This window comes from Klebsiella sp. SWET4 (assembly GCF_024296565.1).
Taxonomy (GTDB): Bacteria; Pseudomonadota; Gammaproteobacteria; order Enterobacterales; family Enterobacteriaceae; genus Klebsiella; species Klebsiella variicola.
On sequence record NZ_JANCOB010000002.1, the window covers coordinates 363,788 to 388,146 of the forward strand.

Sequence of the window (24,359 nt, forward strand, 5' to 3'; positions counted from 1 at the left end):
GTGCTTCTGGTCATGCGCAGCGTGGCCCGCGCGGCGGGGTACTCTGGGTTAACGCAGTACGCCATTCATTTTCGGCGTCAGCGCGCCGTAATCGTTAATCGTGCGATAGGTGATGGTGCTCCCGGCATCCGCGGGCAGCTTGACGCTGGTTTTGCCCATCGGCGGCACGAGGGCGTTTTCCAGAATGCGCGTCCCGGCGTTCAGTTCGGTCACCGTCAGGTAATAAGGGGTGGGGTTCGTCAGCGTCAGCGACGATCCGCTGCGGCTAAAGGTCAGCTTTTCCGCCGCCTGATCCGGGGGCAGGGCCAGTTTTCCCGGACGGTAGTAGAGCTTGATGCGGCTGATAATCGCCAGCTGCAGGGTATTGTCGCTGAGCTTGGATTTATCCATCGAGGGGATCGCCTTCACGTTCATCCAGAACAGGCTTTCCCGATCCTGTGGCAGCTGGTTATTGGTGGCGTCGATAATGCGCAGGGTGTTCTCTTTTTTGCCCTGCATGGCAAACAGCGGGGGAGTGATGACAAACCGGCCGTCTCGCTGACCATCGGCATTTTCCACCCATGACTGTATAAGCCAGGTGCTGTTGTCGTCATTATTGGTCACCGCGAGCTGGACCTGCTTCTGTCCCGCCGGGTAGATAACCCGGGTCGCGCCCAGCGCGACGCCCGCCTGCGCGCTGGCGCTCAACGCACCGGCGACGAAAAGTAAACATCCCGCCAGTATGCCGCGTGTCGTCGTTGCCATTTTTCTCACGTTATCTCCTTGTCTGCTCACCGTGTTGTCCTGTTTGTCTGCGGATTAATTACTGATAGGTCAATGAGAACCAGGCCTGGGCGTTGGCCGCGCCGCCGGTGACCTGGCGTCCGGTCGCCCGATATTTGGCGACAAAATTGAGCGTCGTCGGTCCGCGGTAGAGCGGCACCCAGCGGTCGGGCGGACGATTGAGCGGCAGCTGCTGGCCCTGACTGTCGAACAGCGCAATGCCAATCCCGCTGGCGATCCCCGGGCCTTCGCCCACCGAGAGCACATCGGGATTTTTACCATCAGCCACGCCGTGAAATGCCACCCCCACATGCTGGCTGACTGCGGTACTGCAATCCTGTAAATGAATCGCGAAAGGGATCGGGTTACTGTCTTCCCCGACATCATGAAATCGGTTACTGCTGATCTGCCCCAGATTGACCGTCATCTGCCGATCGCCCGCTTCGACGCGACAGGAACTCGCCATAATCAGGCCCTGAAAACGCATGCTGCCCCCAGGCAGCGTGACGTTCCACTGATTACCGGCCAGGGCCAGCGGGGGTAGTAGCAGCAGCAGACCTGATTTCATTCCCTGCATCGTTTCACTCCAGTTGGAAATAGAGAGCGGGCCCTCCTGGCCCTGATTGCCTCCCTGCGTGGATCGGGCCTTACTCGTATTGCACTTTGAACGTGGCATCCGCGTTCGCCGTACCGGCGGTCGCTGCGCCGGTCGCGTAGTAACGCGCCTGGAACGGGATGATGTTGGTGCCGTCATTCAGCGTGGTCGCGGCACTGAAGGTGGCCCCGTCCAGCGCCAGCGGCGTGCCGGTGCTGTCGAGGATCTGCACGCCAACGTTGGTTGCGCCGCCGGCGGCAGAGTTTTGCAGTGCCAGAACGGTGGTGTTGCTGCTGTCGATAGCGGTACCGGAGAATGCGACAGAAGCTTTGGTCGCCACTGTGGTGTCGCAGTCATCCAGCTGAATGTTGAAACCGACGGAGGAACTGGTGCTACCTGCGGTGGCAAGTTTCGCGGAACGCACCTGACCTAACTGGACGGTTTGATCGATAGAGCCGGCATCTACCGCACAGGCCGCATTGACGACTTCCCCTTTAAAATGCACTGTCCCGCCGTTGACCGTGGTGGTATCGGCCAGCGCCGCCGCGGAGCTCAGGGACAGGGCTGACACAACAACCATTGCCAGTGTTTTGATTTTCATACTGTTTTCCTTTGAACGATGTCGAAATAACGAACCGGATTGGCAGCCGATGTGCCTTCCAGGCATGTCAGATTTCAGCCGAGTAGTCAGGCTGCCGGCTCTGCACAGTTTTTACCCAACTGATGAGACAATTGGGGCCATTTTGACTCGTTGGGATAAATGATCTGTTTTTGGTTTTTGAATGGTTTATTTGTGGTTTTAAATTCTGTTTATTTGGCTTTTTGTGGGTATATAATCTGGAGTGGTGGGCGGGAGTGCAAAAGGAATAGCGATGGCGCTGGCGAAGGATCGCCGGTGCAACGGGAGTATGGTGGGAGAAAAGTGAGTGATTGCGTGATTAAAAATATATAATAATCAATAAACTATGATTTTTTCTGCAGAAATATAGCGCGGTGAGTTGCAAAACATTACAAAACATTTTTATGATATAAACAGTTTGGCCCCAATTGACCTGTTAGCAATTGATTTTATTGTATTAAATCAATCGCTTAAATCATTTTCCTTTGACAGGCCTTTTTCCTCTAAAAGATTATTTCTTTCCCAAATCCCGGCAAAACGCGCCGCATTGCTGGCAGTGTAGCGTACCGTGTGACGAATATTACGATGTCCCAGATAATCCTGTATCAAACGGGTATCTGTACCTCTTTCCGCCAGTTCATAGCCGCAGGCGTGACGCAGCATATGAGGGTGCGTGTGCGTAACGGTGCCCGCATTTTCACCGGCGGATCGAATAATACGATATGCCTGCTGGCGTGAGAGCGGCGTACCGCGACGAGAGATAAACAGCGCGTCGGTTTTTGCCGCCGCTTTCCAGCCGGCGCGGACCTGACTCCAGCGTTCGATTGCCTCGCGCTCATCAAAGCGCAGCGGATGAATAGTCGAAAAACCGTTCTTAAGCCGCCGCACATTGACCCGTCCTTCATGCAGATCCAGATCGTGATAGTGCAGATCCAGCAGTTCGCTGATGCGCATGCCGTGGCGAAAGGCAAGCAGGATGAGGCAGTAATCCCGTTCACCGGTTGGGCCCTGGCGAGCGGCCTGCATCATTGCCTGAACTTCTTTGGCGGTAAGAAAACGACGTCGGTTCACAATATTAGCTCCTGAAAAAAGGATGAATGACCGTCACGGCGAAACCTTACGCCATGACGAAAAGAATGCGTAATGCTAAAACGTTGTAGGGTGAAGTTGATTAACCACGAATAGATAGCACATTACATTGACTGATACTAAAAATATCGCCGGGCGATAATTCTTAATTTTAAAGATTTTAATCGTTGTCTCAATAGCATCTCCAGATGTTATCGCCAGGTGCATAAAATAAAAGGATTTTTTTCTGGCGCACGTTGTCATTAAAAAAACGGTGCGGAAATTTTACTCGAGCAATAAATAATTCGGTCAAATCCAGAATGAACGCAGGGTTAAATTGACGCGGAGCTGGCAGGGATAAATAAGAACTTGCGGGAACAGTAATCATAATTAACGCAGGGTTAATGATAATAAATGTTATAATTTGCGAGCAGGTTGCGAGACAACGCCATCCTTGGCGTCAAGGTTATTGGATCAAAGACGATCGCTGTTTGTCGCGCGTATTGTCCCAGATGCCATAGAAACGTCCCGCGTTGCTGGCGGTATACCAGACGGTATGGCGGATATTGCGATGCCCAAGGTAATCCTGGATCAAACGGGTATCGATCCCCATATTGGCCAGCGCAAAGCCACAGGAGTGACGCAGCATGTGTGGGTGGATCTCCAGCGGTAATCCCGCCAGATCCCCTGATGAGGCGATAATCTGATAAAACTGCTGGCGAGAAAGGGGATTACCTTTGCGGGAGAGAAACAGCCATTCGCTGGCTGCCTGCGGCCAGCTGCTGCGAATGGCCAGCCATCGCTTTAGGGCGTGGATCTCTTTCTCCAGCAACGGATGGGTAGTTGAAAACCCCTTTTTGAGTCGATGGATGTAAACGCAGCGGGCAGCAAGGTCGATATCCGATATTCGTAGACGGCAGATCTCGCTGGCTCGCAGACCGTGAATGAAGCACAGTAATGTCAGGCAATAATTCCGTGCGGCATAGAGACCGGTATCGGCGGCTTTAAGTAAAGACTCGATCTCATTCTGAGTCAGGAAGTTCCTTTTTTTTATATCGGCGTTATTCGTCATGGTTTTCCCTTTTATTGCAGGCATATTTTTCTCTTTCCAGGCCTGCGTCAGGTCATTGTTAAATTCGACTGCCTTTTTATTTTGAAACGGCGTGCTGATAACGTTTTAATCTCATACGAAAGCGTTTCACCTGGTGAAGGCAAAATCTGAATGCTATCGCTGAGTGAGCGTGCGGTATCATAGGCTATCTCCATCGCCACCGATAAGGCGCCGCAAGCTGAAGGGTAAAGAAAGGGTTAGCGGGTTGAAGTGGCGTCGCTTTCCTGGTGGTTTCCACGTCCTGTACATCCCTGATCCTCTTGATGATGCCCGCATGATGATGAAGGCGCGGGCTTCCGGCCGCGGCAAGGCGGCCATCAATGCCGTCATGATTTATTGCCTGCCTGCTGGACATCATTGCGCCAGCAAACCAACCTCCCGCGCCAACAACCTTCGGGAATAGCATGAGAAATTTCTCAGACAGAATACAACTCTGCATCGTCTGGATAGCATTCACTGCAAAACTACAACAGTGATTAAACCATACTGCAAAAAGCCTGGGGATAATAGCCATTGTCTGTATGAGGGCACTTTACGCTGTATTTCAGTAATTCAGTTTAATCTAAAGCATGTGGTCGAAGTGGAGTGGTATCAGGCACGGTAAGCGCTAGTGGCGGCGATATTAGTGGGCTGGAAAAAAGGGGGATATGATGAGGACCGGGATACGGTCTGAGGGGGCGCGGGAATATTCTGCGCTATGCTAAGAATAAGGCGCATGCCACAAACGTCAGCCAGACAACTGAAGTATGAGGGGGCGTTAAAGGCTCCGGCGGCGGGAGGAATGACGTCCTGAAGACGCCGAAGCCTCAGTTTCACCATTTTTCGTCACGTGCTTCCTGGCGACCTTCGCGGCGGTTTTCCCGTTTATCGTGACGGCAGCTGGCGTTGCTTTGATTGTTATTGCGGACGCATTCCTGCTTGGTATCACGACCTTGCTCGCGGCTATCCTGTCGGATATCGCGGGCGTCCTGGCGTTTGTCGCCACGCCAGGTCGCCTGCGCCGAAAACGATGGCGCCAGCAGCGCGACGCAGACCAGGGCAAGTAAGCCTCTTTTCATGGAGATGGCCTTCTGTTTTTATAAACACAATAAATAATTAGCAGGTAATTATAAAATTATCATATAGCTTAAGTGAGGATAGCACAAAATGCGTCGCTGCCAGCGATAACGTTGTTTTTTATTAAATGAATTCGTCGTTTCTGATGTCTATGTTTTTATTGTGTTTTAATGCGATATAAGCAACATAACTTTTGGATGAGTCGTAGATATAATGAATTATTTGGCTTGATATTAGTCAAGTGAATTAAATACGTCTGTTGTGAATGATTAAGTCGCGTGCAATATTTACCGCATGAGTTTTTTCTCATCTCATAAGCCAAATGGATAAACAAATAAAAGGAACTATATTATGAAGCGTTTAACTGTTGCTGCAGCAGTCCTGTCCACCGTATTTATGAGTGCCGGTGCTTTTGCGGATACTGACCAGGGTGAAGTTATTATCACCGGACGCGTTGTGGGAACCACGTGTCAGTTTCTTGATGGCAACAACTCTACCACTATTACGATGAACCAGGTCGGGCAGGAAAGTCTTGCAAGTCTGGGTGCCGGCGCCACCTATACCGGCATTAAAAACAGCACCACGGTGCCATTAAAATTAAAATGTACCGGTGCTGCGCCGAAAATCAGCCTGGCACGTAACCAGTTTGATACCACTTACCCGAACATTACGAAAAATACCGTAGCGGGTGGCGCATCCGGCGTCGGCTTTGTGGTGACAGCGAATGACGCCGAACTAAACGCCAACTCGCTGATTCCTCTTAATGGGGATCCTGATGAAAACGGTGTATATACCATTGATTTTTCAGCACAGTATGCGGTGGTGGCCGCAGGTAACGCAGTCACCCAGGGCGATGTTGAGTCAACCCTTACGCTGACCGTGGTAACCGAGTGATGCTGTCACCCGGCGAGACGCAGGGCGTTCGCCGGGTCTCTGTTTACATGGAGTGAAAGAGATGAAAGGATTCATTCTGCTGCTACTGACCTTTTTCATTATCCCCGCGCAGGCGGGTATTGTGATCTATGGGACGCGCGTTATTTATCCGGCCGGTAAAAATGAGGTGATGGTGCAGTTAATGAATCGCGGCGATCGCGGCGCCCTGGTACAGGCGTGGATCGACGACGGTAATACTTCCATTGCCCCGGAAAATATCCGCGTACCTTTTCTTATTTCACCGCCGGTGGTGCGCGTCAGAGCCAATACCGGTCAGCAGCTTAAAATAAAAGCATTATCCAATACGTTACCGCAAAATCAGGAAAGTTTATTTTATTTGAATGTCCTCGATATCCCACCCAATGCCAGCGTGAATGATGGTAAAAATGTGGTGAAATTTGCGATCCAAAATCGAATTAAGTTGTTTTATCGCCCGGAAGGTGTCGCTGGCGTTACGCAGGTCAGTTTTCATCATTTAGACCTGCAGCAAAAAGGTAAAAATGTACTGCTTAAAAATAACAGCGCAAACTGGATAACGATCCCTGAAATTAAAGTGAATAATGTGAAAGGAAACAGTAAAGCCATTATGCTGGCGCCATTTTCACAGCAAATGATCACCCTCAGCGGCAGCGTTGCCAGACAGTACAAAATAACTCTTATTGATGATTATGGAAATTATATTAGTGATAGCATCAGCGTAAAATAAAAAGAGGTGGTTATGTTAAGGATGACATCACTGGCCCTGGCAATTATTGCATCATTATTTGCTGAAGCCCTGGCGGCAGAAGAGACCTTTGATACCAACTTTATGTTCGGCGGGATGAAAGGGGTCAAAGACAGTCACTATCAGTTTACAGATGACGCACCGATTGCGGGTGAATATAACCTGGATGTGTATGTCAATAACAAGTGGCGTGGGAAATATGACCTGACAGTGAAGGAGCAGCCAGGGGAAAGCTGCTTGTCACACTCCCAGCTGCAGCAGCTCGGTATTAAAGCCGAGAGGCTGGACAAAAAGGATCTGGCGCAATGCATCACGCTACGCGAGGCTGTGCAGGGGGGGAAATATCATTTTGATATCTCCACCCTGACCCTCGAGCTCACTGTCCCGCAGGCGTTTGTTAATGAGCTGGAGGCGGGCTATGCTTCCCCGGAAAGCTGGGACCGCGGGGTCAACGCCTTCTATACGTCCTATTATGCCAGTCAGTATTACAGCGATTATAAAAGCGCCGGGAATAACAAGAGTACCTTTGCCCGTTTTACCAGCGGTTTAAATCTCCTGGGATGGCAACTGCACTCTGACGCCAGCTATAACAATAATGATTCTGGCGCCGGTGAGTGGAAAAGTAACACCCTTTATCTGGAGCGAGGCTTCGGCGAGATAGAGAGTACGCTGCGCGCTGGCGATATGTACACATCAGGCGATATATTCGACACTGTGCGCTTTCGCGGGGTGCGCTTATATCGCGATATGCAGATGTTGCCCACCTCCAGACGCAACTTTACGCCGATCGTCCAGGGGATTGCGCAAAGCAATGCCCTGGTCACTATTGAGCAAAATGGCTTTGTCATTTATCAGAAAGAGGTGCCGCCCGGTCCCTTTGCCATCGCTGATTTACAGATGGCCGGCGGCGGGGCCGATCTTGACGTGAGCATCAGAGAAGCAGACGGGACGGTCACCAGCTATCTGGTTCCCTTTTCTTCCGTTCCCAATATGCTGCAGGCAGGCGTCTCGAAATACGATCTTGCTGCCGGACGCAGCCATATTGAGGGGGCCGATCGGCAGGCTGATTTTATCCAGGGGACCTATCAGTATGGTCTGAACAATCTGCTGACGCTGTATGGTGGTTCGATGCTGTCGAATCACTATTCGGCTTTTACCCTCGGGACGGGCTGGAATACCTGGCTCGGCGCTATTTCCGTCGATGCCACCCAGTCGCACAGCGAGCAGGATAACGGCACCTATGATGGACAAAGCTATCAGGTGGCTTACAGTAAATTCCTCACCCCAACCCAGACCCGTTTTGGCCTCGCGGCCTACCGCTATTCCAGCCGCGATTACCGCACCTTTAACGATCACGTGTGGGCGAAGAACAGAACCCACTATCACCGCGACGAAAATGATGTCTACGATATTGCCGATTATTATCAATATGATTTCGGCAGGAAAAATTCCCTGTCGGCCAGTTTGAGTCAGGCGCTTCCGGCGGGCTATGGCGCGATTTCCCTGAGCGCCCTGTGGCGCGACTACTGGGGAAAAAGCGGCAGCAATAAAGATTATCAGCTCGGCTACTCGAATACCTGGCAGCGGCTGACCTATACGCTATCGGCCAGCCAAACCTATGACGAATATCATCACCAGGATAAGCGATTTAATCTTTATTTCTCCATTCCGTTCAGTTGGGGGGACGACCTGACCGCGCCGCGCCGTCGGTTGAATCTGTCTAACTCCACCACCTTCGATAACAGTGGCTTTGCATCCAATAACACCGGACTGAACGGCATTGCCGGCTCCCGCGATCAGTTCAGCTACGGCGTTAATCTCAGTCATCAGCAGCAAAATAATGAAACCGCTGCCGGGGCCAACCTTACCTGGAATGCCCCGCTGGCCACACTGAGCGGAAGTTACAGCCAGTCGTCAAACTACACCCAGGCCAGCGGAAGCCTGTCCGGGGGCATGGTGCTCTGGTCCGGGGGCGTGAACCTGGCGAATCGGTTATCAGACACCTTCGCGATTTTGCAGGCGCCGGGGCTGGAGGGGGCTTATGTCAATGGTCAGAAATACCGCACCACCAACGGGAAAGGGATCGTGCTCTACGACAACCTCACGCCGTTCCGTGAAAACGCCCTGATGCTGGATGTGTCGGATTCCCACAGTACGACGGAACTGAAAGGCAACCGGAAAATGGTGGCTCTGTATCGGGGGGCTGTGGTGGTCAGCCACTTTGATACCGACCAGCGTAAGCCGTGGTTGATTCATGCCCGACAAGCCGCGGGTGAGCCGCTGCCGTTTGGTTATGAAATCGAGGATAACCGGGGGCAGAATGTCGGGGTCGTGGGCCAGGGCAGCTTATTATACATCCGCACGGATACTGTTCCGTCGACGCTGAAAGTGGCTGTTGATAAAGCAAATAATCAGTACTGCACGATCACCTTTAAACAAACCATTGATGAAGAGCAGACCTATGTCTGCCGGTAAAGGAATATTACGATGAGATGGCTACTGTTTCTGCTATTCACCTTCAGTACCTTTGGCGCCTGGGCGGGGAACTGCGACCTGAACACCAGTCATATCCAGAAAGGGATTGAGGGGTACGGTACCTATATTTTCAAACCCGTCACCCTCTCCGGTACTCTGGCGTTACGCGAAGGCACCTTTACCAATGATGACTGGCTGTTTGTTTGTCAGTCATTACAGAACGTCGTGATTACCCTGACAGGAGAAGCGCAGCACAGCACCGAGTATAATTTCCTGGTGGGCCACGAAAAATATAAAATTAAATTCGACCTGTCGCCGCATAATATTTCCGGCACCGATTTGACCGAAAAAATTCACTATAAATTGTCTGACATTTTTAATGATACCGCCTCGATTAGCTATGCCATCAGTAAGGGAGAGGTCGCAGGCAGGCCGGTGATCACCCCCGGTCAGCCCTTTACGGTAAGTTATAAACTCAATCTAAGATATTGTCAGAATAAGGATAAAGAGTGCACCGATATCCCCATTACCTATATTTATCATATCATTTTGCAAATCAACGTGATGACCTGTGGTTTTGAGAATCCGACGACGGAAATCAACATGGGTGAATATAATTTCATCGATATTAAACAGGGAACCGTAGCGTACCGCCCGGAGGTGATCTATATCGACTGCCGCCAGGGAGAGTCCGGTGTACTGGAACTGACGCCGGGCAAGATTGAGTACTCGTTCAGGAGCGCATCGGGACTGAAAAACGGCCAGGTGTTAGCCAACGATGAGGAATTATCTGCCACCGGCGCCGGTGAGGTCGGGTTCCATATTCAGGATGCCAGCGGGGCGGATATCCAGTATGACAATGGCTACCTGTACGAAACGCCTCAGGAAGCCGTGCACGGCAAAAACCCAATTACCCTTAATATCAAGCCAATGAAGTATGGCGAGAATATACGTACCGGGGAGATGAAAAGCCGGGTCATCATCGTGGTCAACAATAACTAACCCCGCTTTGCCTGTCGACGCCAGCCCAGGCTAATGTTATCTCTATCTGTCAGGGGGCATACCGCTTCCCCTGGCCGACAGGGCAGGCAAACGGTTCGCCGCCCGGTGAGATAAACTCTTTACGCAATGGCATAATGATGAATACTCCGATTGCGCAGCGCGACTGGCGCCTGCTGGCGGCCGGGAGCGGCGGGCTCCTTCTGCTGGTGGCCGGCATCATGTTGCACAGCCACTGGGGCGATTTTCTCCAGTGGTGCCTCGCCACCCAAATAACCTTACATCGCTATCTGGTGATGTATCTTTTACTGCTGAATAATCACCAGTACAGCGGCGGCGTCTGGCTGTTAGTGGGCGCCTTTCTCTACGGCGTGCTGCACGCCATCGGGCCGGGTCACGGCAAGTTTATCGTCACGACTTACCTGAGCACCAATCCGGAGAGCCTGATGGCGGCGCGGGTGGTGCCCTTTCTCGGCAGCCTGTTGCAGGGCGTCAGCGCCATCCTCTTTGTCTTTATTCTCGCGGTAGGACTGAATCTGGCCGCCGGCGATCTCAGCGCCAGCCGCTGGTACGTTGAGAAGATCAGCGCCCTGACCATCGGCGCCTTTGGAATTTACATTATCTTTCGCGCGCTGCAGAACCTGGGGCCGGGCAAGAGAGTGATTCGCGCCATGACGCCGGTGCATCAGCATGATGCCTCGTGCGGCTGCGGGCACCACGGCGTGGGGCACAACCTGCACGGCGCCGACTGGAAAACACGCCTTGGCGTGGTGCTGGCCATCGGCGCCCGCCCCTGCAGCGGGGCAATCATGATCTTGCTGTTCGCCAACGCGCTGGGGATTGTCAGCTGGGGCATCGCCGCGGTGATGACCATGGCGCTGGGCACCGGACTTTCGATCCTCGGTCTGTCACTGACGGTGCACTATGCCCGTCACCGTATGGCCAACAGGCTGACGGTGGGGAGTCGTCCGCGGCCCTGGCTGGTGCCGCTGGTGAAGATCCTCGGCGGGCTGGCGCTGATCCTCTTTGCCGCCGGGTTGTTTTTCACCGTGGTGCCGATCAGCGCCAACGGCGACTTTATCGCCGCCGGCTGTTAACGACTTTCCAGCAGGTGCATCAATACCCGCAGCGCCTGATCCAGTTGCAGGCGTTCGCTGTCACTGAGTCCTGCCAGCAGCTGCCGTTCATTATCGACATGCGTTTCCACCGCCTCATCGATCCGCTCACGCCCGACAGGAGTCAGGGCGACCAGCATACTGCGGGCATCCTCCGGGTTCGGCAGGCGGGTAATAAATCCGCGTTTCTCCAGCGCCTTCAGGCGATGAGTCATGGTGCCGGAGGTGATCATCAGCGTGGAGAAGAGCTGGGTCGGCGAAAGAGTGAAAGGGGGGCCGGCGCGGCGCAGCGTCGCCAGCATATCAAACTCCCAGCGCACCAGATCGTGGCGCGTAAAGGCCACTTCCACCTGCGGCTCCAGCAGCATGGCGCATCGTTTCAGGCGGCCTATCGGTCCCATTGGGCTGCAGTCCAGATCCGGTCGCTCCCGCTGCCACTGGGCGAGAATGCGATCCACGGCGTCGATCGCGGGTGATTTGTCCATCAGTGCTCACTTGTCTTGATATCAAGATACTTGTCGGTACATACTTCAGTCACCAATTTAGCTTGAAGTGAAGATAAAATCATGGCTTTTCTCTCACGTAGTCTGATGATCGACTTACTGCTCACCGCGCTGGCGCCCGCTATCTGGGGGACGACCTATATCGTCACCTCCCAGTTCCTTCCTCCCGATCGGCCATTTATCGCTGCGCTGCTGAGGGTGTTGCCGGCAGGCATCGCCCTGCTGATCTGGAGCCGTCGTTTCCCGCAGCGCGGCGAGTGGGCAAAGCTTATCGTTACCGGCATTTTAAATATCGGCGCTTTCCAGGCGCTGCTGTTTATCGCTGCCTATCGCTTACCCGGTGGACTGGCGGCGGTGATTGGCGCGATCCAGCCGCTGCTGGTGATGCTCCTCGCCTGGTGCGTTGATCGGCAGCGCTCGCCCTGGCTGGCGGTGTTCTCCGCCATCGCCGGTATACTCGGTATGGCCATGCTGCTGCTGTCGCCGCACACCGTCCTCGACCCGCTGGGGATCGGCGCGGCGTTTCTCGGCGCGATCAGTATGGCGCTGGGCACCTGGCTCTCCCGCCGCTGGGCGCTCTCCTTGCCGATTGTCGCGTTGACCGGCTGGCAGCTGGCGATTGGGGGAGTGGTGCTGGCCCCGGTGGCGCTGATCGTTGACCCCCCTCTGCATCAGGTGACAGCGCTGCAGGTCGCAGGCTATCTGTGGCTGTGCGTCGCGGGCGCCATGCTGGCCTATGGCCTGTGGTTCCGGGGGATTGGCCGCCTCTCGCCGGTGGCGGTGTCGGCGATGAGTCTGCTGAGCCCGGTGACCGCCGTGGTGCTGGGATGGATTTTCCTTGGACAAAAGATCCAGGGGATGGCGCTGGTGGGGTTGATCGTGGTGCTGGCGAGCGTGCTGTCTATCCAGCGCGCGCTGGCGCGCCAGGCGGCGGGAGCAAAAACGAAAAAAGCCCCATAACGGGGCTCGACATTGCTGCGTGCGGGGGGGGCGGCGGGAGCCAGACCAGCCACCCGCAGGCGGCCTGTCCGGCAGCTCCCTCTGCAACCATTCGCTTATTTAGACAGCTCGGCGGTCATATGGACCTGGTTGCCGGTGTACGCTTCGGTGATGTGGTAGGAAGCGCCTTGTTCTTTCGCAATGGTCGCGATTTTCGCTTCTGCGCTGTCCAGGGTGTCGGCAGTCACGCTCACCGGATGCGCGAAGCTAGCAAAAGAAACCAGGGAGAGCATACCGGCAGCGGCGAGTAATTTTACGTTTTTCATGGTGTTTGTCCTTTTAACTTTTATGGTGGAAAGCGTGTTTGCTTTCGATGGACTTATAATAAGCCTGCTAACTATAACGTGCGTTGCAAAAAGTGCGATTTAGATCACATTTTTATGGCGGTTTGATGGCGGAAATATGATTGTTTATCGATTTTTTAATTTAAAAACAATGGATTAATGATTTGTTTCTGGAAGGGGATATCACATGGGCTGCCCTTGTTCAGGGAGAGGAATGCGCCTCATTCATGCTTTCATCATTCGTTGTATGAATGGTGTGGTGCTGTTTTCACCACCGCAAAGGCAGATTCAGACTTATCGCGATGGCCTTCCGAGGGCTTTTTCTGCATGCTGTTGCGGTCACTTTCTCTCGCACTGGCGTTAGGCTTGCTGCGCTGTAAACAACCACCCTCTCGTTTTCATCTATCAATGACTGTTTATTAATAGTTGATGGTTATCTGTTATATAACTTAATGAAACGTGAACAAATGTATATTTGTCGGCGAATAAATAGCATTCTTTGACGCCGATAGCACCAGCGAACTGATATTTTTAAGTTCGTTACCTGACGCCTTAAATATTGCGGCTCCCGGTCAGTCGAAGATTCTATTAGCAGTGGCATAAATCAGCATCGCCTGATGTTTCTGGTTCTATGCGAATTCACAGTGTGCTCATTGATTCGTAATTCACTCTGACAAGGAAATGGCAATGAAAAAGGTTCTTCTCTCTGCAGCAATGGCAACCGCGTTTTTTGGTATGACTGCTGCCCATGCAGCTGATACCAATGTTGGCGGCGGCCAGGTTAATTTCTTCGGTAAAGTTACCGATGTATCCTGTACTGTTTCTGTTAACGGCCAGGGCAGCGATGCGAACGTTTACCTGTCTCCGGTAACCCTGACTGAAGTTAAAGCGGCAGCAGCGGATACTTATCTGAAACCGAAATCTTTCACCATTGACGTCTCTAACTGCCAGGCTGCTGACGGCACCAAACAGGATGACGTAACCAAACTGGGCGTGAACTGGACCGGCGGTAACCTGCTGGCTGGCGCAACCAGCAAACAGCAGGGTTACCTGGCGAACACCGAAGCTTCCGGTGCCCAGAACATCCAGCTGGTGCTGTCTACTGACAACGCCACCGCGCTGACCAACAAAATCATCCCGGGTGACAGCACTCAGCCGAAAGCAAAAGGCGATGCTGCTGCTGTAGCCGATGGCGCGCGCTTCACCTACTACGTTGGTTATGCGACCAGCGCACCGACCACAGTAACTACCGGTGTGGTCAACAGCTACGCGACTTACGAAATTACCTATCAGTAATTCCGCCAGAAAATAAAACTGCCCCGCTCCGGGGCAGTTAATAACAATAATAAAGCGGCGATGTCCGCCGCTTGTATTTTTATTCTGAGGTCAGCATGAAGCGTATTGCCCTTTTTTTCTGTTTCATTTTTAGTTTTGCGGCCCATGCCAACAACATTATTGTTAACGGTACCCGCTTTATTTATCCAGGAAATGAAAAAGAAATAACGGTACAGCTTTCAAATAACGCCGACCGTCCGGCACTGGCGCAGGCCTGGCTGGATAATGGCGATGCCGATGCCACACCGGATACCATTACCACCCCGTTTATTATCACCCCGCCGATCTCGCGCGTTGACGCCAAAAGTGGCCAGACGCTGCGTATTAAGCTCGGCAGCAGCGCCGGTCTGGCGAAAGATAAAGAGACACTGTGGTGGCTGAATCTGCTGGAAATTCCACCGGTAGTGGCCAATCAGAAAAATGAAGGCCAGAACGTGCTGCAGCTGGCGATCCGTTCCCGCTTTAAATTTATTTACCGCCCTGCCGGACTGGGCAACCGCGATGCGGCGGCCGAGAAGCTGACGCTGACTGCCAACGGCAGCAGTCTCGCCATCAATAACCCGACGCCGTTCTACATTACCGTCAGCCGTATTTCCCGCGACGGCGGTAAAGCCCTGAACAGCAAAACCGTGATGCTGGCGCCGCAGTCCAGCCAGACGGTAGCACTCTCCTCCGCCGTCAACCGCGGCGAAACCCTGACCGTTAACAACATTAATGACTATGGCGCCGATGTCGCAGTGAAAGTGGCCGTTAAATAAGGGAAAAGCTAATGAAGCAGAGGTCATTCTGCCCGGGAAGATTAAGCACCGCGATAGCCATCGCGCTGTGCTGCTTTCCGCCATTTTCCAGCGGACAGGAAAACCCGGGAACGGTATATCAATTTAACGACGGCTTTATTGTCGGTAGCCGCGAGAAGGTCGATCTGTCTCGCTTTTCGACCAGCGCGATTACCGAAGGCACTTACTCCCTTGACGTCTACACCAACGACGAGTGGAAAGGGCGCTACGACCTGCGCATCGCGCGCGACAAAGACGGTAACCTTGGCGTTTGCTACACCAAAGCGATGCTGACGCAGTACGGCATCGCGGCGGAAAAGCTTAACCCAAAGCTCAGCGAACAGGAGGGGTACTGTGGTAGCCTCAAATCCTGGCGTAACGAAGAAAACGTCAAAGACAACCTGGTCCAGTCCTCCCTGCGGTTGAACATTTCGGTGCCGCAGATCTATGAAGATCAACGTCTGAAAAACTATGTCAGCCCGGAGTTCTGGGACAAAGGCATTACTGCGCTCAATTTGGGCTGGATGGCCAACGCCTGGAACAGCCACACCTCTTCGGTCGGCGGCTCGGATAACAGCAGCGCCTATCTTGGCGTCAACGCCGGCCTGTCGTGGGACGGCTGGCTGCTGAAGCACATCGGCAACCTGAACTGGCAACAGCAGCAGGGTAAAGCGCACTGGAACAGCAACCAGACCTATCTCCAGCGCCCCATTCCGCAGCTCAACTCCATCGTCAGCGGCGGGCAGATTTTTACCAATGGTGAATTTTTCGACACCATCGGTCTGCGTGGGGTCAACCTTTCCACCGATGACAATATGTTCCCGGATGGCATGCGCTCGTATGCCCCGGAAATTCGCGGCGTGGCGCAGAGCAACGCCCTCGTCACCGTGCGCCAGGGCAGCAACATTATCTATCAGACCACCGTTCCGCCCGGGCCGTTTACCCTGCAGGATGTCTATCCTTCCGGCTATGGCAGCGACCTTGAGGTCTCGGTGAAAGAGGCGGATGGCTCGGTGGAAGTGTTTAGCGTGCCTTACGCTTCCGTCGCCCAACTGTTGCGCCCGGGAATGACCCGCTACGCGCTCTCCGTCGGTAAAGTGGACGACAGTTCTCTGCGTAACAAGCCGATGCTCTATCAGGCCACCTGGCAGCACGGTATCAACAACCTGCTGACCGGCTATACCGGGGTCACGGGTTTCGACGACTATCAGGCCTTCCTGGTGGGGACCGGGATGAACACCGGCATCGGCGCGCTCTCCTTTGACGTGACCCATTCGCGGCTGAAGAGTGATACCCATGATGATTCGGGGCAGAGCTATCGCGCCACCTTTAACCGCATGTTTACCGATACCCAGACCAGCATCGTGCTGGCGGCGTATCGTTACTCGACGAAAGGTTATTACAACCTCAACGACGCGCTGTATGCCGTCGATCAGGAAAAAAACAGCCGCAGCAACTACACCCTGTGGCGGCAGAAAAACGGCATGACCTTCACCGTGAACCAGAACCTGCCGGACGGCTGGGGCGGGTTTTATCTGAGCGGTCGTATCTCCGACTACTGGAACCGCTCCGGGACCGAGAAGCAGTATCAGGTCAGCTACAACAACTCATTTGGTCGTCTCTCCTGGTCGGCGAGCGCGCAGCGCGTTTACACGCCAGACAGCTCCGGTCATCGCCGCGACGATCGCATTTCACTTAACTTCAGCTACCCGCTGTGGTTTGGCGATAACCGCACTGCCAACCTGACGTCGAACACCTCGTTCAACAACTCGCGCTTTGCCAGCTCGCAGATTGGTATCAACGGTTCGCTGGACAGTGAAAACAACCTTAACTACGGCGTGTCGACCACCACGGCCACCGGCGGCCAGCACGACGTGGCGCTCAACGGCAGCTACCGTACGCCATGGACCACGCTCAACGGCAGCTACAGCCAGGGCGAAGGCTATCGTCAGAGCGGCCTGGGCGCCAGCGGGACGATGATCGCCCATAGCGGCGGCGTGGTGCTCTCGCCGGAAAGCGGCTCGACGATGGCGCTGATTGAAGCCAAAGACGCTGCCGGCGCCATGCTCCCGGGGTCGCCGGGCACCCGTGTGGACAGCAATGGTTACGCCATCCTGCCGTATCTGCGCCCGTACCGGATTAACGCCGTCGAGATCGACCCGAAAGGTAGCCTTGACGATGTCGCCTTCGATCGCACCGTGGCGCAGGTTGTGCCGTGGGAAGGCAGCGTGGTTAAGGTGGCGTTCGGCACCACGGTGCAGAACAACCTCACGCTGCAGGTGCGCCAGGCGAACCATGAGCCGCTGCCGTTTGCGGCGAGTATTTTCTCTCCTGATGGTAAGGAGATCGGCGTTGTCGGCCAGGGCAGCATGATGTTTATCAGCGATGCGAATGCCAAACGCGCGATTGTGAAGTGGAGCGGCGGGCAGTGTTCGGTGGATCTGGGACCGCAAACAACAAAGGATAGCGTATGTCGCTGAGGAAATTACTAACGCTTTTTATCGTCTTAATGGCGCTGGGAACCACCTCGTCCTGGGCCGTCTGTACGCGCCTTTCTTCGCCAACGGTGATGCTGGACATGGTGGTGGGCAGGGTGGTGGTGCCTCCGGATCTGCCGGTGGGGTCGGTGATCCTCACCCGCGACTGGACGATGAGCGCCCCCGGCGGCGCGAGCTATCGCTGTACCTCCGGCACCAACCGCTTCGCGGCAAAGATTGTTGCGCCAGGGGCCACGGACCTCGGGAATAAAATCTATTCCACCAACGTGCCGGGTATCGGCATGCGTTTCAGCCGCGGCGGCGCGACAGTCAATATCGTCTATCCCGACGTCTTTTCGTCTCGGGTATCGGGTACCACCAACTATTCGCTGGAGGGATCGCGCTTTACCCTGGAGATAATCAAAACCGCGGCAACCACCGGCAGCGGCACCCTGGCAACAGGGAAATACACCTCCTATGACTGGGAGAGCGGCGGCAACCCGATCCTCGAAACCTATCTGAGCGCCAACGCCATCACCGTGGTCTCGCCCTCCTGTACGGTGATGAGCGGGAAGAATATGAATGTCGATGTGGGCTCCATCCGGCGCAGTGACCTGAAAGGGGTGGGCACTACCGCGGGCGGGAAAGATTTTAATATCGATCTGCAGTGCAGCGGCGGCCTGAGCGAAACCGGGTATGCCAACATCAGCACCTCGTTTTCCGGAACGTTGGCTACCAGCACGACGGCGACTATGGGCGCGTTGCTCAATGAAAAGGCCGGTAGCGGTATGGCAAAAGGCGTCGGTATTCAGGTACTGAAGGATGGATCGCCGCTGCAGTTTAATAAGAAATACACCGTTGGCCGCTTGAATAATCAGGAGATCCGCTACATCACCATACCGCTGCACGCGCGCTTTTATCAGTATGGCCCGACGACCAGCACCGGCGAGGTGGAGTCGCATATGATCTTTAACCTGACGTACGATTAATACGGGAGGGGGAATGAAGGGATTGCCGAAACACACTATCGCGTGGCTGCTATTCTGCGGCAGCCTCGCCGCCCCCTCGGCGTGGGGTTTCGAGACTAATTATGACCGCGGACGGGTCGAATTTGCCGGGCGGGTGACGGATATCTCCTGCAGCGTCGCGCTGAATGGCGGTCAGCATGCCGGCAATGGCAACGTCTGGCTGGCGCCGGTCAGTCTGGCGGAAGTACACGATCGCGGGGCCGGGGCGTTTATGAAGCCGCAGCCATTTACCCTGGCGCTGTCAAACTGTCAGTTGCGCCATGACGGTGGGGCCGCCTCGCAGGACGAAGTGCGACGGGTCAGCGTTCGCTGGATTGACGGTTTTTTACTGACGGCGGTCGGGAATGAGAATGCGGGCTATCTGGCCAATACCTTGCCAGATGGGGCGCAGAATATTTATCTGGCGTTGTCGACCAATGATAATAATACGCTGGATAAAAGTAATAAAATTGTCCCGGCGGACCCGCAGCAAAATCAGGTGCATTTGCAGGAAAACGCGGTCAGCGGTGGGCTGTTCACCTATTACGTGGGCTACGTTTCGCCAACGCCAAAAAGCGCCACCAGTGGGCCGATTACCAGTTGGGCAACGTGGGAATTAGTTTATAATTAAGCAATGCAAAAAAGCCGGAGAATCCCCGGCTTTTTTTATCGGGTAATATCGTCAGCAACCAGTTGTTCAATACTGACTTCCTGCCAGTAATGGCCCTGAATGGCAAACCATTCCATTCCCTGCAACCATTTTTTATGGTCTTCGCTTTCCACCCCCTCAATAATCACGTTGTGATGATTGCGGGATAAAAAGGTCACCAGGGCATCCATTAACTGGCGGCCTGACTCTTTGCGCATCAGATGCCAGAAAAAATCTTTATCAATTTTGACATAGTCAAAATGATACCCTCTGATGGCGTTAATCCCCGCATAGCCTGAGCCGAAGTCATCGAGCCACAGCGAGGTATCTTGCGGGTTTTGCCAGGCGGCCAGGGAATTATTGAGAAGGTTCTCGGCGTTTTCGGTCACTTCGAAATGGACGCAGGCGAGTGCGGCAATTTTATCTTTTATTTCCTTATGACGCAGCAGATTCAGGATATGGTCATCGACGTTAATGGTGGCGGAAATGTTGTTGCGTAAAAACCAATCTTTATGTTTTTCAATCAATGCCAGTTGCTCGAGAAAAATACGCTCACGAACCGCCGCGGTAGCATGACGAAAAAAATACTCAGGAGAGACGGTAAGATTATCGAAGCGGCTCAGGCATTCAACCGCGACTAAGGTACCTTGTGGGGAAAACATTTTCTGAAAGACGTAGCGTACAGCGATATCATTACGAGATAAAATGTTGTCTTCGGTTATTTTAGTGTTCATTATCCCTCATCACGAGGTTAGTCAGACAATAGGCAGAGGATACACTAATTATAGGCTACCTGATGGTTAATGGGAATGGCAGGAAATGTAAATCAACAGCGAATAAGTACGCTTTATCCGCTATTGATTTACTGGAGCATAATTTAACATTGATGGAGTGCGGCAATACGCTGGTTCATGGCGCGGGAATTATCAATGCCCAGCTTTTGCATGATATGGATACGATGGCTGTGAACCGTTTTATGGGCAATGCCGAGCAGGGCGGCAATACGCTTGTTATTATTGTTGGCAATCAGCAGTTCGAGGATCTGGCACTCCCGTGGCGACAGCTGTTTGCGCAACCTTCGCGGTGGCAGTTCGCTGGCACCCTCTGCGCGCTTGACGATAGAGGAAAAAAGAGATAATGGAGATTTTTCGCTAATAATCATGGCATTATCAATAGTTATCAACTCTCTGCACAGGGCGACAATGTCGCTTTTCACCACCAGTACCGGCTGTTGGCAGCGCTGCAGAGAAAGGCGAAGCGCGTTCAGCAGGTCGACGATTCTGATGGCAGAAATATCCTTATTAATTAAATTGAAAATAACTGTCTGAGCCAGTGGTAGATGTCTCTCATGGATAACGTCGCCATAACCAAGACGGGTGATATTTTCATGGCTATCAATAAGGTAGTGATAGATTGAGTGACCAATGAGATTATCATTGGTGTACAGCAATATACTGTCCAAGGGTATCAGATTCTCTTTTTGCGCTTGGCTTCTAAGATCAGGTCCAGCAGTATCTTCTCTATTCTGCGCTGGTCATCGAGATGGCGGAACTTAAACTGGCAGGATATCTGATAGTAGCTTTCACTCTCTTCATTGGCGTCATCAAGGGTAATAACAATGACATTCTTTACCACCAGGTCAATGGTGATCTCACCATATTCCGCGAGCATCAGTACAGCATTTTTCAGTAAGGCGTTATGGCTGAGAAATTTCAGGTTCGGCGTCCTGGTCATCAATGCGCAACCGCCATCTGAAATGTCTTTGATGTCGAAAAGATAGTTTTCGCCATTTTTATGGCGACCGCGGCAATAAAAATCATGTTCGTGGCGTAAACGAAAACGGGGATCGCGGCGGCGCTGTACGACCTGCAGACATTCAGGCAAAGAAAAGGCGTAGCGGATACCTTTATCCACACCGCTATTGTCATGTTTTGTCAGGGGTGCATTAAACTCTATTTTCCCTGAATCACTATGCAGGAGAAAGCGAATTTTATGCCCCGGCGGGATTTTGCGGTGAGTCTGAATATGGAACTCGGCAAAATCCACACGTGTCAGTTGGGTTACGATACTCGTGTTGTTAAAAAATATTTCAATTTCAGTACGTTTGCGCAACTCCTCTCTGAAAATAGCAATAATTTCATACTTACTGGTCTTTATCGTTCCCTCTGTCATGTGCTTCCCTTGTAAATAGTTGTCGTGAGGCGTTTGATTTTTCTTATAGCAATAGCAACATTCTGATTGGGTTAATCAGATGTTTTTATGAGCGTTTGATGTTATTGGCTATCTTTGCAGCCAGATTGATATGTATAAACTTGGAATTCGATATTGTGTTTCCTGTAATCAAGAGTTTCAAATTTTGGTCATGACAAAAACGACAACGGCCTCCATGCTGGAGACCGGTCGAAGGATAAAAACAGTAGTTTGATTAACGGGGATAATGAGAAAACGATCGTCGATCACACCCCATTTGTAAGATCTATAGTGCCAGCAGTGTTGAGGTTTTTCCAGGCAAATATTAAGGATAGCTGTCGTTCCCCCCATTTCTCCCCACGGGTCAGGGGCGTGCGCGGGTGGCGATATTATCGAGGATGCGCAGGGCGTCGCCCGGCAGGGCCAGCTGCGCGGCGGCAATATTTTCCGCCAGGTGCGTGCGGGAAGACGTGCCGGGGATCAGCAGAATATTCGGCGAACGCTGAAGCAGCCAGGCCAGGGCGACCTGCATCGGCGTCGCCTCAAGCGAGGCCGCGACCTCGTTCAGCTCCTGCGCCTGGAGTGGCGTAAAACCACCCAACGGGAAGAAGGGCACCCACGCGATGTGCTGCGCGGCGAGCGTATCGACCAGCGCGTCGTCGGCGCGATGGGCAATGTTATAGAGGTTTTGCACGCAGACGATGGGCGTCATTTTCTGCGCATCCGCGACCTGTTTTGCCGTCACGTTGCTGAGGCCGATATGGCGGATCAATCCCCGCGCTTTGAGCTCCAGCAGGGTAGTGAGCGGCGCCTCCAGCGAGCCTTCCACCGGGCCGTGAGGGCTGAGCATACTGCGCAGGTTCACCACCTCCAGCACGTCGAGCCCCAGGTTACGCAAATTATCCTCGACGGCCTGGGTCAGTTCGGCAGGCGACATGGCCGGCAGCCAGTTGCCCTTCTCGTCGCGGCGGGCGCTAACCTTGGTGACAATACACAGGTCGTCAGGATAGGGATGGAGCGCTTTGCGGATCAATTGATTGGTCACATGCGGACCGTAAAAATCAGAGGTATCGATATGGTTTACCCCGGCCTCGACGGCAGCCTGCAGGACGCGCACCGCCTCCTCGGGATCTTTCGGCGGGCCGAAGACGCCGGGGCCGGCCAGCTGCATCGCGCCATAACCCAACCGATAAACCTGGCGATCGCCGAGCGTGCCGCGACCGGATAAGGTGACACTGGACATACGAACTCTCCTTACGGTGGCTAAGCCGTAAGTGTAATCCGCTCAGGGGAAAGGGAAGGGCGAGAATGTTGTCAGAATGTGCGGCAGCGGCTCAGGTAAGCCGCTGCCGCCAGAGGCGATTAGCCAAAGAACATCACTGAAACGCAGAGCAGGCCGACCACCAGCGTAATGGCGTTACCCACCGAGCGGTACGGTTTAAGCGCCGGAATAAGCCAGGTGGACAGCGTGGGCATGATAAACAGGATCATGGCGATAAGCGGCCCGCTGATAGCGTAGATCATCGAAATGGCATTCGGGTTGATAAAGCACACCGCAAAGGTGAAGGCGGAGACCAGCAGGATCGACATCGCCCGGTTGAAGGCGCGGCTCTTACGCACGCCGACCAGCCCCAGCGAACTCTTGACGATTTCACTGGCGCCTTCAATCACCCCGAAGTAGGTGCCAAGGAAGGATTTCGACATGGCGACCACGGCAACGATGATGCCGGTTACCGCCAGCCAGCCGGGCGCGCCCGGCACCATCGACAGGGCGGAAAGGATGGTCACCCCCTGATCGCGGGCGCTTTCAATATAGGTCGCCGGGATCGCCAGCAGACAGCTGAAGACGAAAAACAGCACGCTGGCGCAGATGATGGTGTAGGCCACCTTCATGATTTTTTTGCATTTACCCATGGCCAGGTCGCCATGTTTCTCCTGCTGGTCGATAGCAAAAGTAGAAATGATCGGCGTATGGCTAAAAGCGAAAACCATCACGGGAATGGAGATCCAGATCTGATGGAGCGTGTGCGTGCTGAACTGTATCTGGCTGGTGAGGTGCTCAGGATGCCAGTCGCGGATTAAATAGAGGGAGAGAAACAGGAAGCAGGCGATAAGCGGGAAGACCAGAAAGCCCATCACCTTGATGGTGACCTGCCGACCCATGAGAAAGATCAGGTTGAGGACCAGCACAACGCCCAGGCTCAGCAGCGCGCGCAGCGTGGGGGTCACCGGCGTACGATGCGCCACCTGCTCGGCCAGCGAGTTGGTGATGGCCACGGCATAGATGAGCACCACGACGAAGAAGGCGAGGAAATAGAGGCCGGTGATCAGGTTGCCGATTTTCTTACCATAGTAGTGATTGACTGCGCCGGTGATCCCGGTTCCCGGCGCGATATTGGCCGAGAGAATAAACTGGCTTAGCGCTTTGTGAGGCCAGTAGGTGAGCGGCCAGGCGACCAGCGCGGTGATGAACAGGACAATGGCGCCAGCCGAACCCAGCTGGATCGGTAGAAATAGCGTCCCAGCGCCTACTGCAGTGCCATATAAGGCAAAACTCCATAGAGTTTCTTCTTTAGACCAAATTTTAGACATTATGCGACTTTATCAACCGGTAAACCAAAAAAAAGGAGTGCAATTTACCATATTTATGGTTCGTCTGTTGCGATAGTTTTTGGTGATAAA

25 protein-coding genes are annotated in these 24,359 nt (G+C 53.5%); 12 read left to right on the top strand and 13 right to left on the bottom strand.

Going from position 1 to position 24,359, the window contains the following annotated elements:
- Nucleotides 1-48 precede the first annotated feature (48 nt).
- From NKJ21_RS08600 to fimB, 5 genes are all read right to left on the bottom strand, one after another.
- The gene (locus NKJ21_RS08600; RefSeq protein WP_012540619.1) at nt 49-753 is read right to left on the bottom strand and encodes a fimbria/pilus periplasmic chaperone; all 705 of its coding nucleotides are present in this window, start codon (nt 751-753) and stop codon (nt 49-51) included.
- Nucleotides 754-802: 49 nt separating this feature from the next.
- Entirely contained in the window at nt 803-1,339 is a 537-nt protein-coding gene (locus tag NKJ21_RS08605) for a fimbrial protein (RefSeq protein ID WP_012967260.1), read from the bottom strand.
- A gap of 70 nt (nt 1,340-1,409) precedes the next feature.
- Complete coding sequence (gene fimA, locus NKJ21_RS08610) at nt 1,410-1,958, bottom strand: type 1 fimbrial major subunit FimA (RefSeq protein ID WP_008806380.1); 549 nt, start codon at nt 1,956-1,958, stop codon at nt 1,410-1,412.
- A 480-nt stretch (nt 1,959-2,438) separates the two neighbouring features.
- On the bottom strand, nt 2,439-3,047 hold the full coding sequence (gene fimE / locus NKJ21_RS08615; RefSeq protein WP_012540621.1) for a type 1 fimbria switch DNA invertase FimE: 609 nt from the start codon (nt 3,045-3,047) through the stop codon (nt 2,439-2,441).
- A gap of 463 nt (nt 3,048-3,510) precedes the next feature.
- Nucleotides 3,511-4,116, bottom strand: coding sequence for a type 1 fimbria switch DNA invertase FimB (fimB, locus tag NKJ21_RS08620; protein WP_012967261.1), 606 nt, complete (start codon nt 4,114-4,116; stop codon nt 3,511-3,513).
- 244 nt (nt 4,117-4,360) lie between these two features.
- Here fimB and NKJ21_RS08625 point away from each other — a divergent pair, with 244 nt between their 5' ends.
- Nucleotides 4,361-4,558 carry a hypothetical protein gene (locus tag NKJ21_RS08625; RefSeq protein ID WP_153242724.1) on the top strand — a complete coding sequence of 66 codons (198 nt, stop codon included), beginning with the start codon at nt 4,361-4,363 and terminating at the stop codon, nt 4,556-4,558.
- A 409-nt stretch (nt 4,559-4,967) separates the two neighbouring features.
- Here NKJ21_RS08625 and NKJ21_RS08630 read toward each other — a convergent pair whose 3' ends face one another.
- Nucleotides 4,968-5,213: a hypothetical protein gene (locus NKJ21_RS08630; protein ID WP_008806377.1), complete on the bottom strand. Its 246-nt coding sequence runs from the start codon at nt 5,211-5,213 to the stop codon at nt 4,968-4,970.
- A 349-nt stretch (nt 5,214-5,562) separates the two neighbouring features.
- On the opposite strand from NKJ21_RS08630, the gene yehD reads away from it, so the two are divergent.
- The 5 genes from yehD to NKJ21_RS08655 all read left to right on the top strand — a co-directional run bounded on the left by yehD (nt 5,563) and on the right by NKJ21_RS08655 (nt 11,439).
- On the top strand, nt 5,563-6,105 hold the full coding sequence (gene yehD, locus NKJ21_RS08635; RefSeq protein ID WP_008806376.1) for a fimbrial protein YehD: 543 nt from the start codon (nt 5,563-5,565) through the stop codon (nt 6,103-6,105).
- A 61-nt stretch (nt 6,106-6,166) separates the two neighbouring features.
- On the top strand, nt 6,167-6,850 hold the full coding sequence (locus NKJ21_RS08640; RefSeq protein ID WP_254732842.1) for a fimbria/pilus periplasmic chaperone: 684 nt from the start codon (nt 6,167-6,169) through the stop codon (nt 6,848-6,850).
- Between the two features lie 12 nt (nt 6,851-6,862).
- Nucleotides 6,863-9,343, top strand: a complete 2,481-nt coding sequence (locus NKJ21_RS08645; RefSeq protein ID WP_254732844.1) for a fimbrial biogenesis outer membrane usher protein — start codon at nt 6,863-6,865, stop codon at nt 9,341-9,343.
- A gap of 12 nt (nt 9,344-9,355) precedes the next feature.
- Nucleotides 9,356-10,345: a fimbrial protein gene (locus NKJ21_RS08650; protein WP_012967263.1), complete on the top strand. Its 990-nt coding sequence runs from the start codon at nt 9,356-9,358 to the stop codon at nt 10,343-10,345.
- 137 nt (nt 10,346-10,482) lie between these two features.
- Nucleotides 10,483-11,439 (top strand): nickel/cobalt transporter, encoded by a 957-nt coding sequence (locus NKJ21_RS08655; RefSeq protein ID WP_032691458.1) that lies wholly within the window; start codon nt 10,483-10,485, stop codon nt 11,437-11,439.
- On the opposite strand, the gene NKJ21_RS08660 is transcribed toward NKJ21_RS08655, so the two are convergent.
- Nucleotides 11,436-11,942, bottom strand: a complete 507-nt coding sequence (locus NKJ21_RS08660) for a MarR family winged helix-turn-helix transcriptional regulator (RefSeq protein WP_012540630.1) — start codon at nt 11,940-11,942, stop codon at nt 11,436-11,438. The genes NKJ21_RS08655 and NKJ21_RS08660 overlap by 4 nt on opposite strands.
- An 81-nt stretch (nt 11,943-12,023) precedes the next feature.
- Here NKJ21_RS08660 and NKJ21_RS08665 point away from each other — a divergent pair, with 81 nt between their 5' ends.
- Nucleotides 12,024-12,920: an EamA family transporter gene (locus tag NKJ21_RS08665; RefSeq protein ID WP_012540631.1), complete on the top strand. Its 897-nt coding sequence runs from the start codon at nt 12,024-12,026 to the stop codon at nt 12,918-12,920.
- A 95-nt stretch (nt 12,921-13,015) separates the two neighbouring features.
- On the opposite strand, the gene NKJ21_RS08670 is transcribed toward NKJ21_RS08665, so the two are convergent.
- On the bottom strand, nt 13,016-13,225 hold the full coding sequence (locus NKJ21_RS08670) for a DUF1471 domain-containing protein (RefSeq protein ID WP_002916131.1): 210 nt from the start codon (nt 13,223-13,225) through the stop codon (nt 13,016-13,018).
- Nucleotides 13,226-13,930: 705 nt separating this feature from the next.
- Between NKJ21_RS08670 and mrkA the strand changes: the two genes are divergently transcribed.
- The 5 genes from mrkA (at nt 13,931) to mrkF (ending at nt 19,469) form a co-directional block, all read left to right on the top strand.
- A complete protein-coding gene (mrkA, locus tag NKJ21_RS08675; RefSeq protein ID WP_008806369.1) occupies nt 13,931-14,539 on the top strand; it encodes a type 3 fimbria major subunit MrkA in 609 nt (202 codons plus the stop codon).
- Between the two features lie 95 nt (nt 14,540-14,634).
- On the top strand, nt 14,635-15,336 hold the full coding sequence (gene mrkB / locus NKJ21_RS08680) for a type 3 fimbria chaperone MrkB (protein ID WP_012967265.1): 702 nt from the start codon (nt 14,635-14,637) through the stop codon (nt 15,334-15,336).
- A gap of 11 nt (nt 15,337-15,347) precedes the next feature.
- Nucleotides 15,348-17,834, top strand: a complete 2,487-nt coding sequence (gene mrkC / locus NKJ21_RS08685) for a type 3 fimbria usher protein MrkC (RefSeq protein ID WP_218809487.1) — start codon at nt 15,348-15,350, stop codon at nt 17,832-17,834.
- Nucleotides 17,825-18,820, top strand: coding sequence for a type 3 fimbria adhesin subunit MrkD (gene mrkD, locus NKJ21_RS08690; RefSeq protein WP_012540632.1), 996 nt, complete (start codon nt 17,825-17,827; stop codon nt 18,818-18,820). Before mrkC ends, mrkD begins: the two co-directional genes overlap by 10 nt.
- A gap of 13 nt (nt 18,821-18,833) precedes the next feature.
- Nucleotides 18,834-19,469 carry a type 3 fimbria minor subunit MrkF gene (gene mrkF, locus NKJ21_RS08695; protein ID WP_012540633.1) on the top strand — a complete coding sequence of 212 codons (636 nt, stop codon included), beginning with the start codon at nt 18,834-18,836 and terminating at the stop codon, nt 19,467-19,469.
- Between the two features lie 35 nt (nt 19,470-19,504).
- On the opposite strand, the gene NKJ21_RS08700 is transcribed toward mrkF, so the two are convergent.
- The 5 genes from NKJ21_RS08700 to NKJ21_RS08720 form a co-directional block, all read right to left on the bottom strand.
- On the bottom strand, nt 19,505-20,221 hold the full coding sequence (locus NKJ21_RS08700; protein ID WP_022064923.1) for an EAL domain-containing protein: 717 nt from the start codon (nt 20,219-20,221) through the stop codon (nt 19,505-19,507).
- 143 nt (nt 20,222-20,364) lie between these two features.
- A complete protein-coding gene (locus tag NKJ21_RS08705; protein WP_171004555.1) occupies nt 20,365-20,937 on the bottom strand; it encodes a LuxR C-terminal-related transcriptional regulator in 573 nt (190 codons plus the stop codon).
- A gap of 17 nt (nt 20,938-20,954) precedes the next feature.
- Nucleotides 20,955-21,659 (bottom strand): transcriptional activator MrkH, encoded by a 705-nt coding sequence (gene mrkH / locus NKJ21_RS08710; protein ID WP_008806362.1) that lies wholly within the window; start codon nt 21,657-21,659, stop codon nt 20,955-20,957.
- Nucleotides 21,660-22,041: 382 nt separating this feature from the next.
- Nucleotides 22,042-22,920: an aldo/keto reductase family oxidoreductase gene (locus tag NKJ21_RS08715; protein WP_032733782.1), complete on the bottom strand. Its 879-nt coding sequence runs from the start codon at nt 22,918-22,920 to the stop codon at nt 22,042-22,044.
- Nucleotides 22,921-23,039: 119 nt separating this feature from the next.
- On the bottom strand, nt 23,040-24,269 hold the full coding sequence (locus NKJ21_RS08720; RefSeq protein ID WP_254732846.1) for an amino acid permease: 1,230 nt from the start codon (nt 24,267-24,269) through the stop codon (nt 23,040-23,042).
- Between the last annotated feature and the right edge of the window lie 90 nt (nt 24,270-24,359).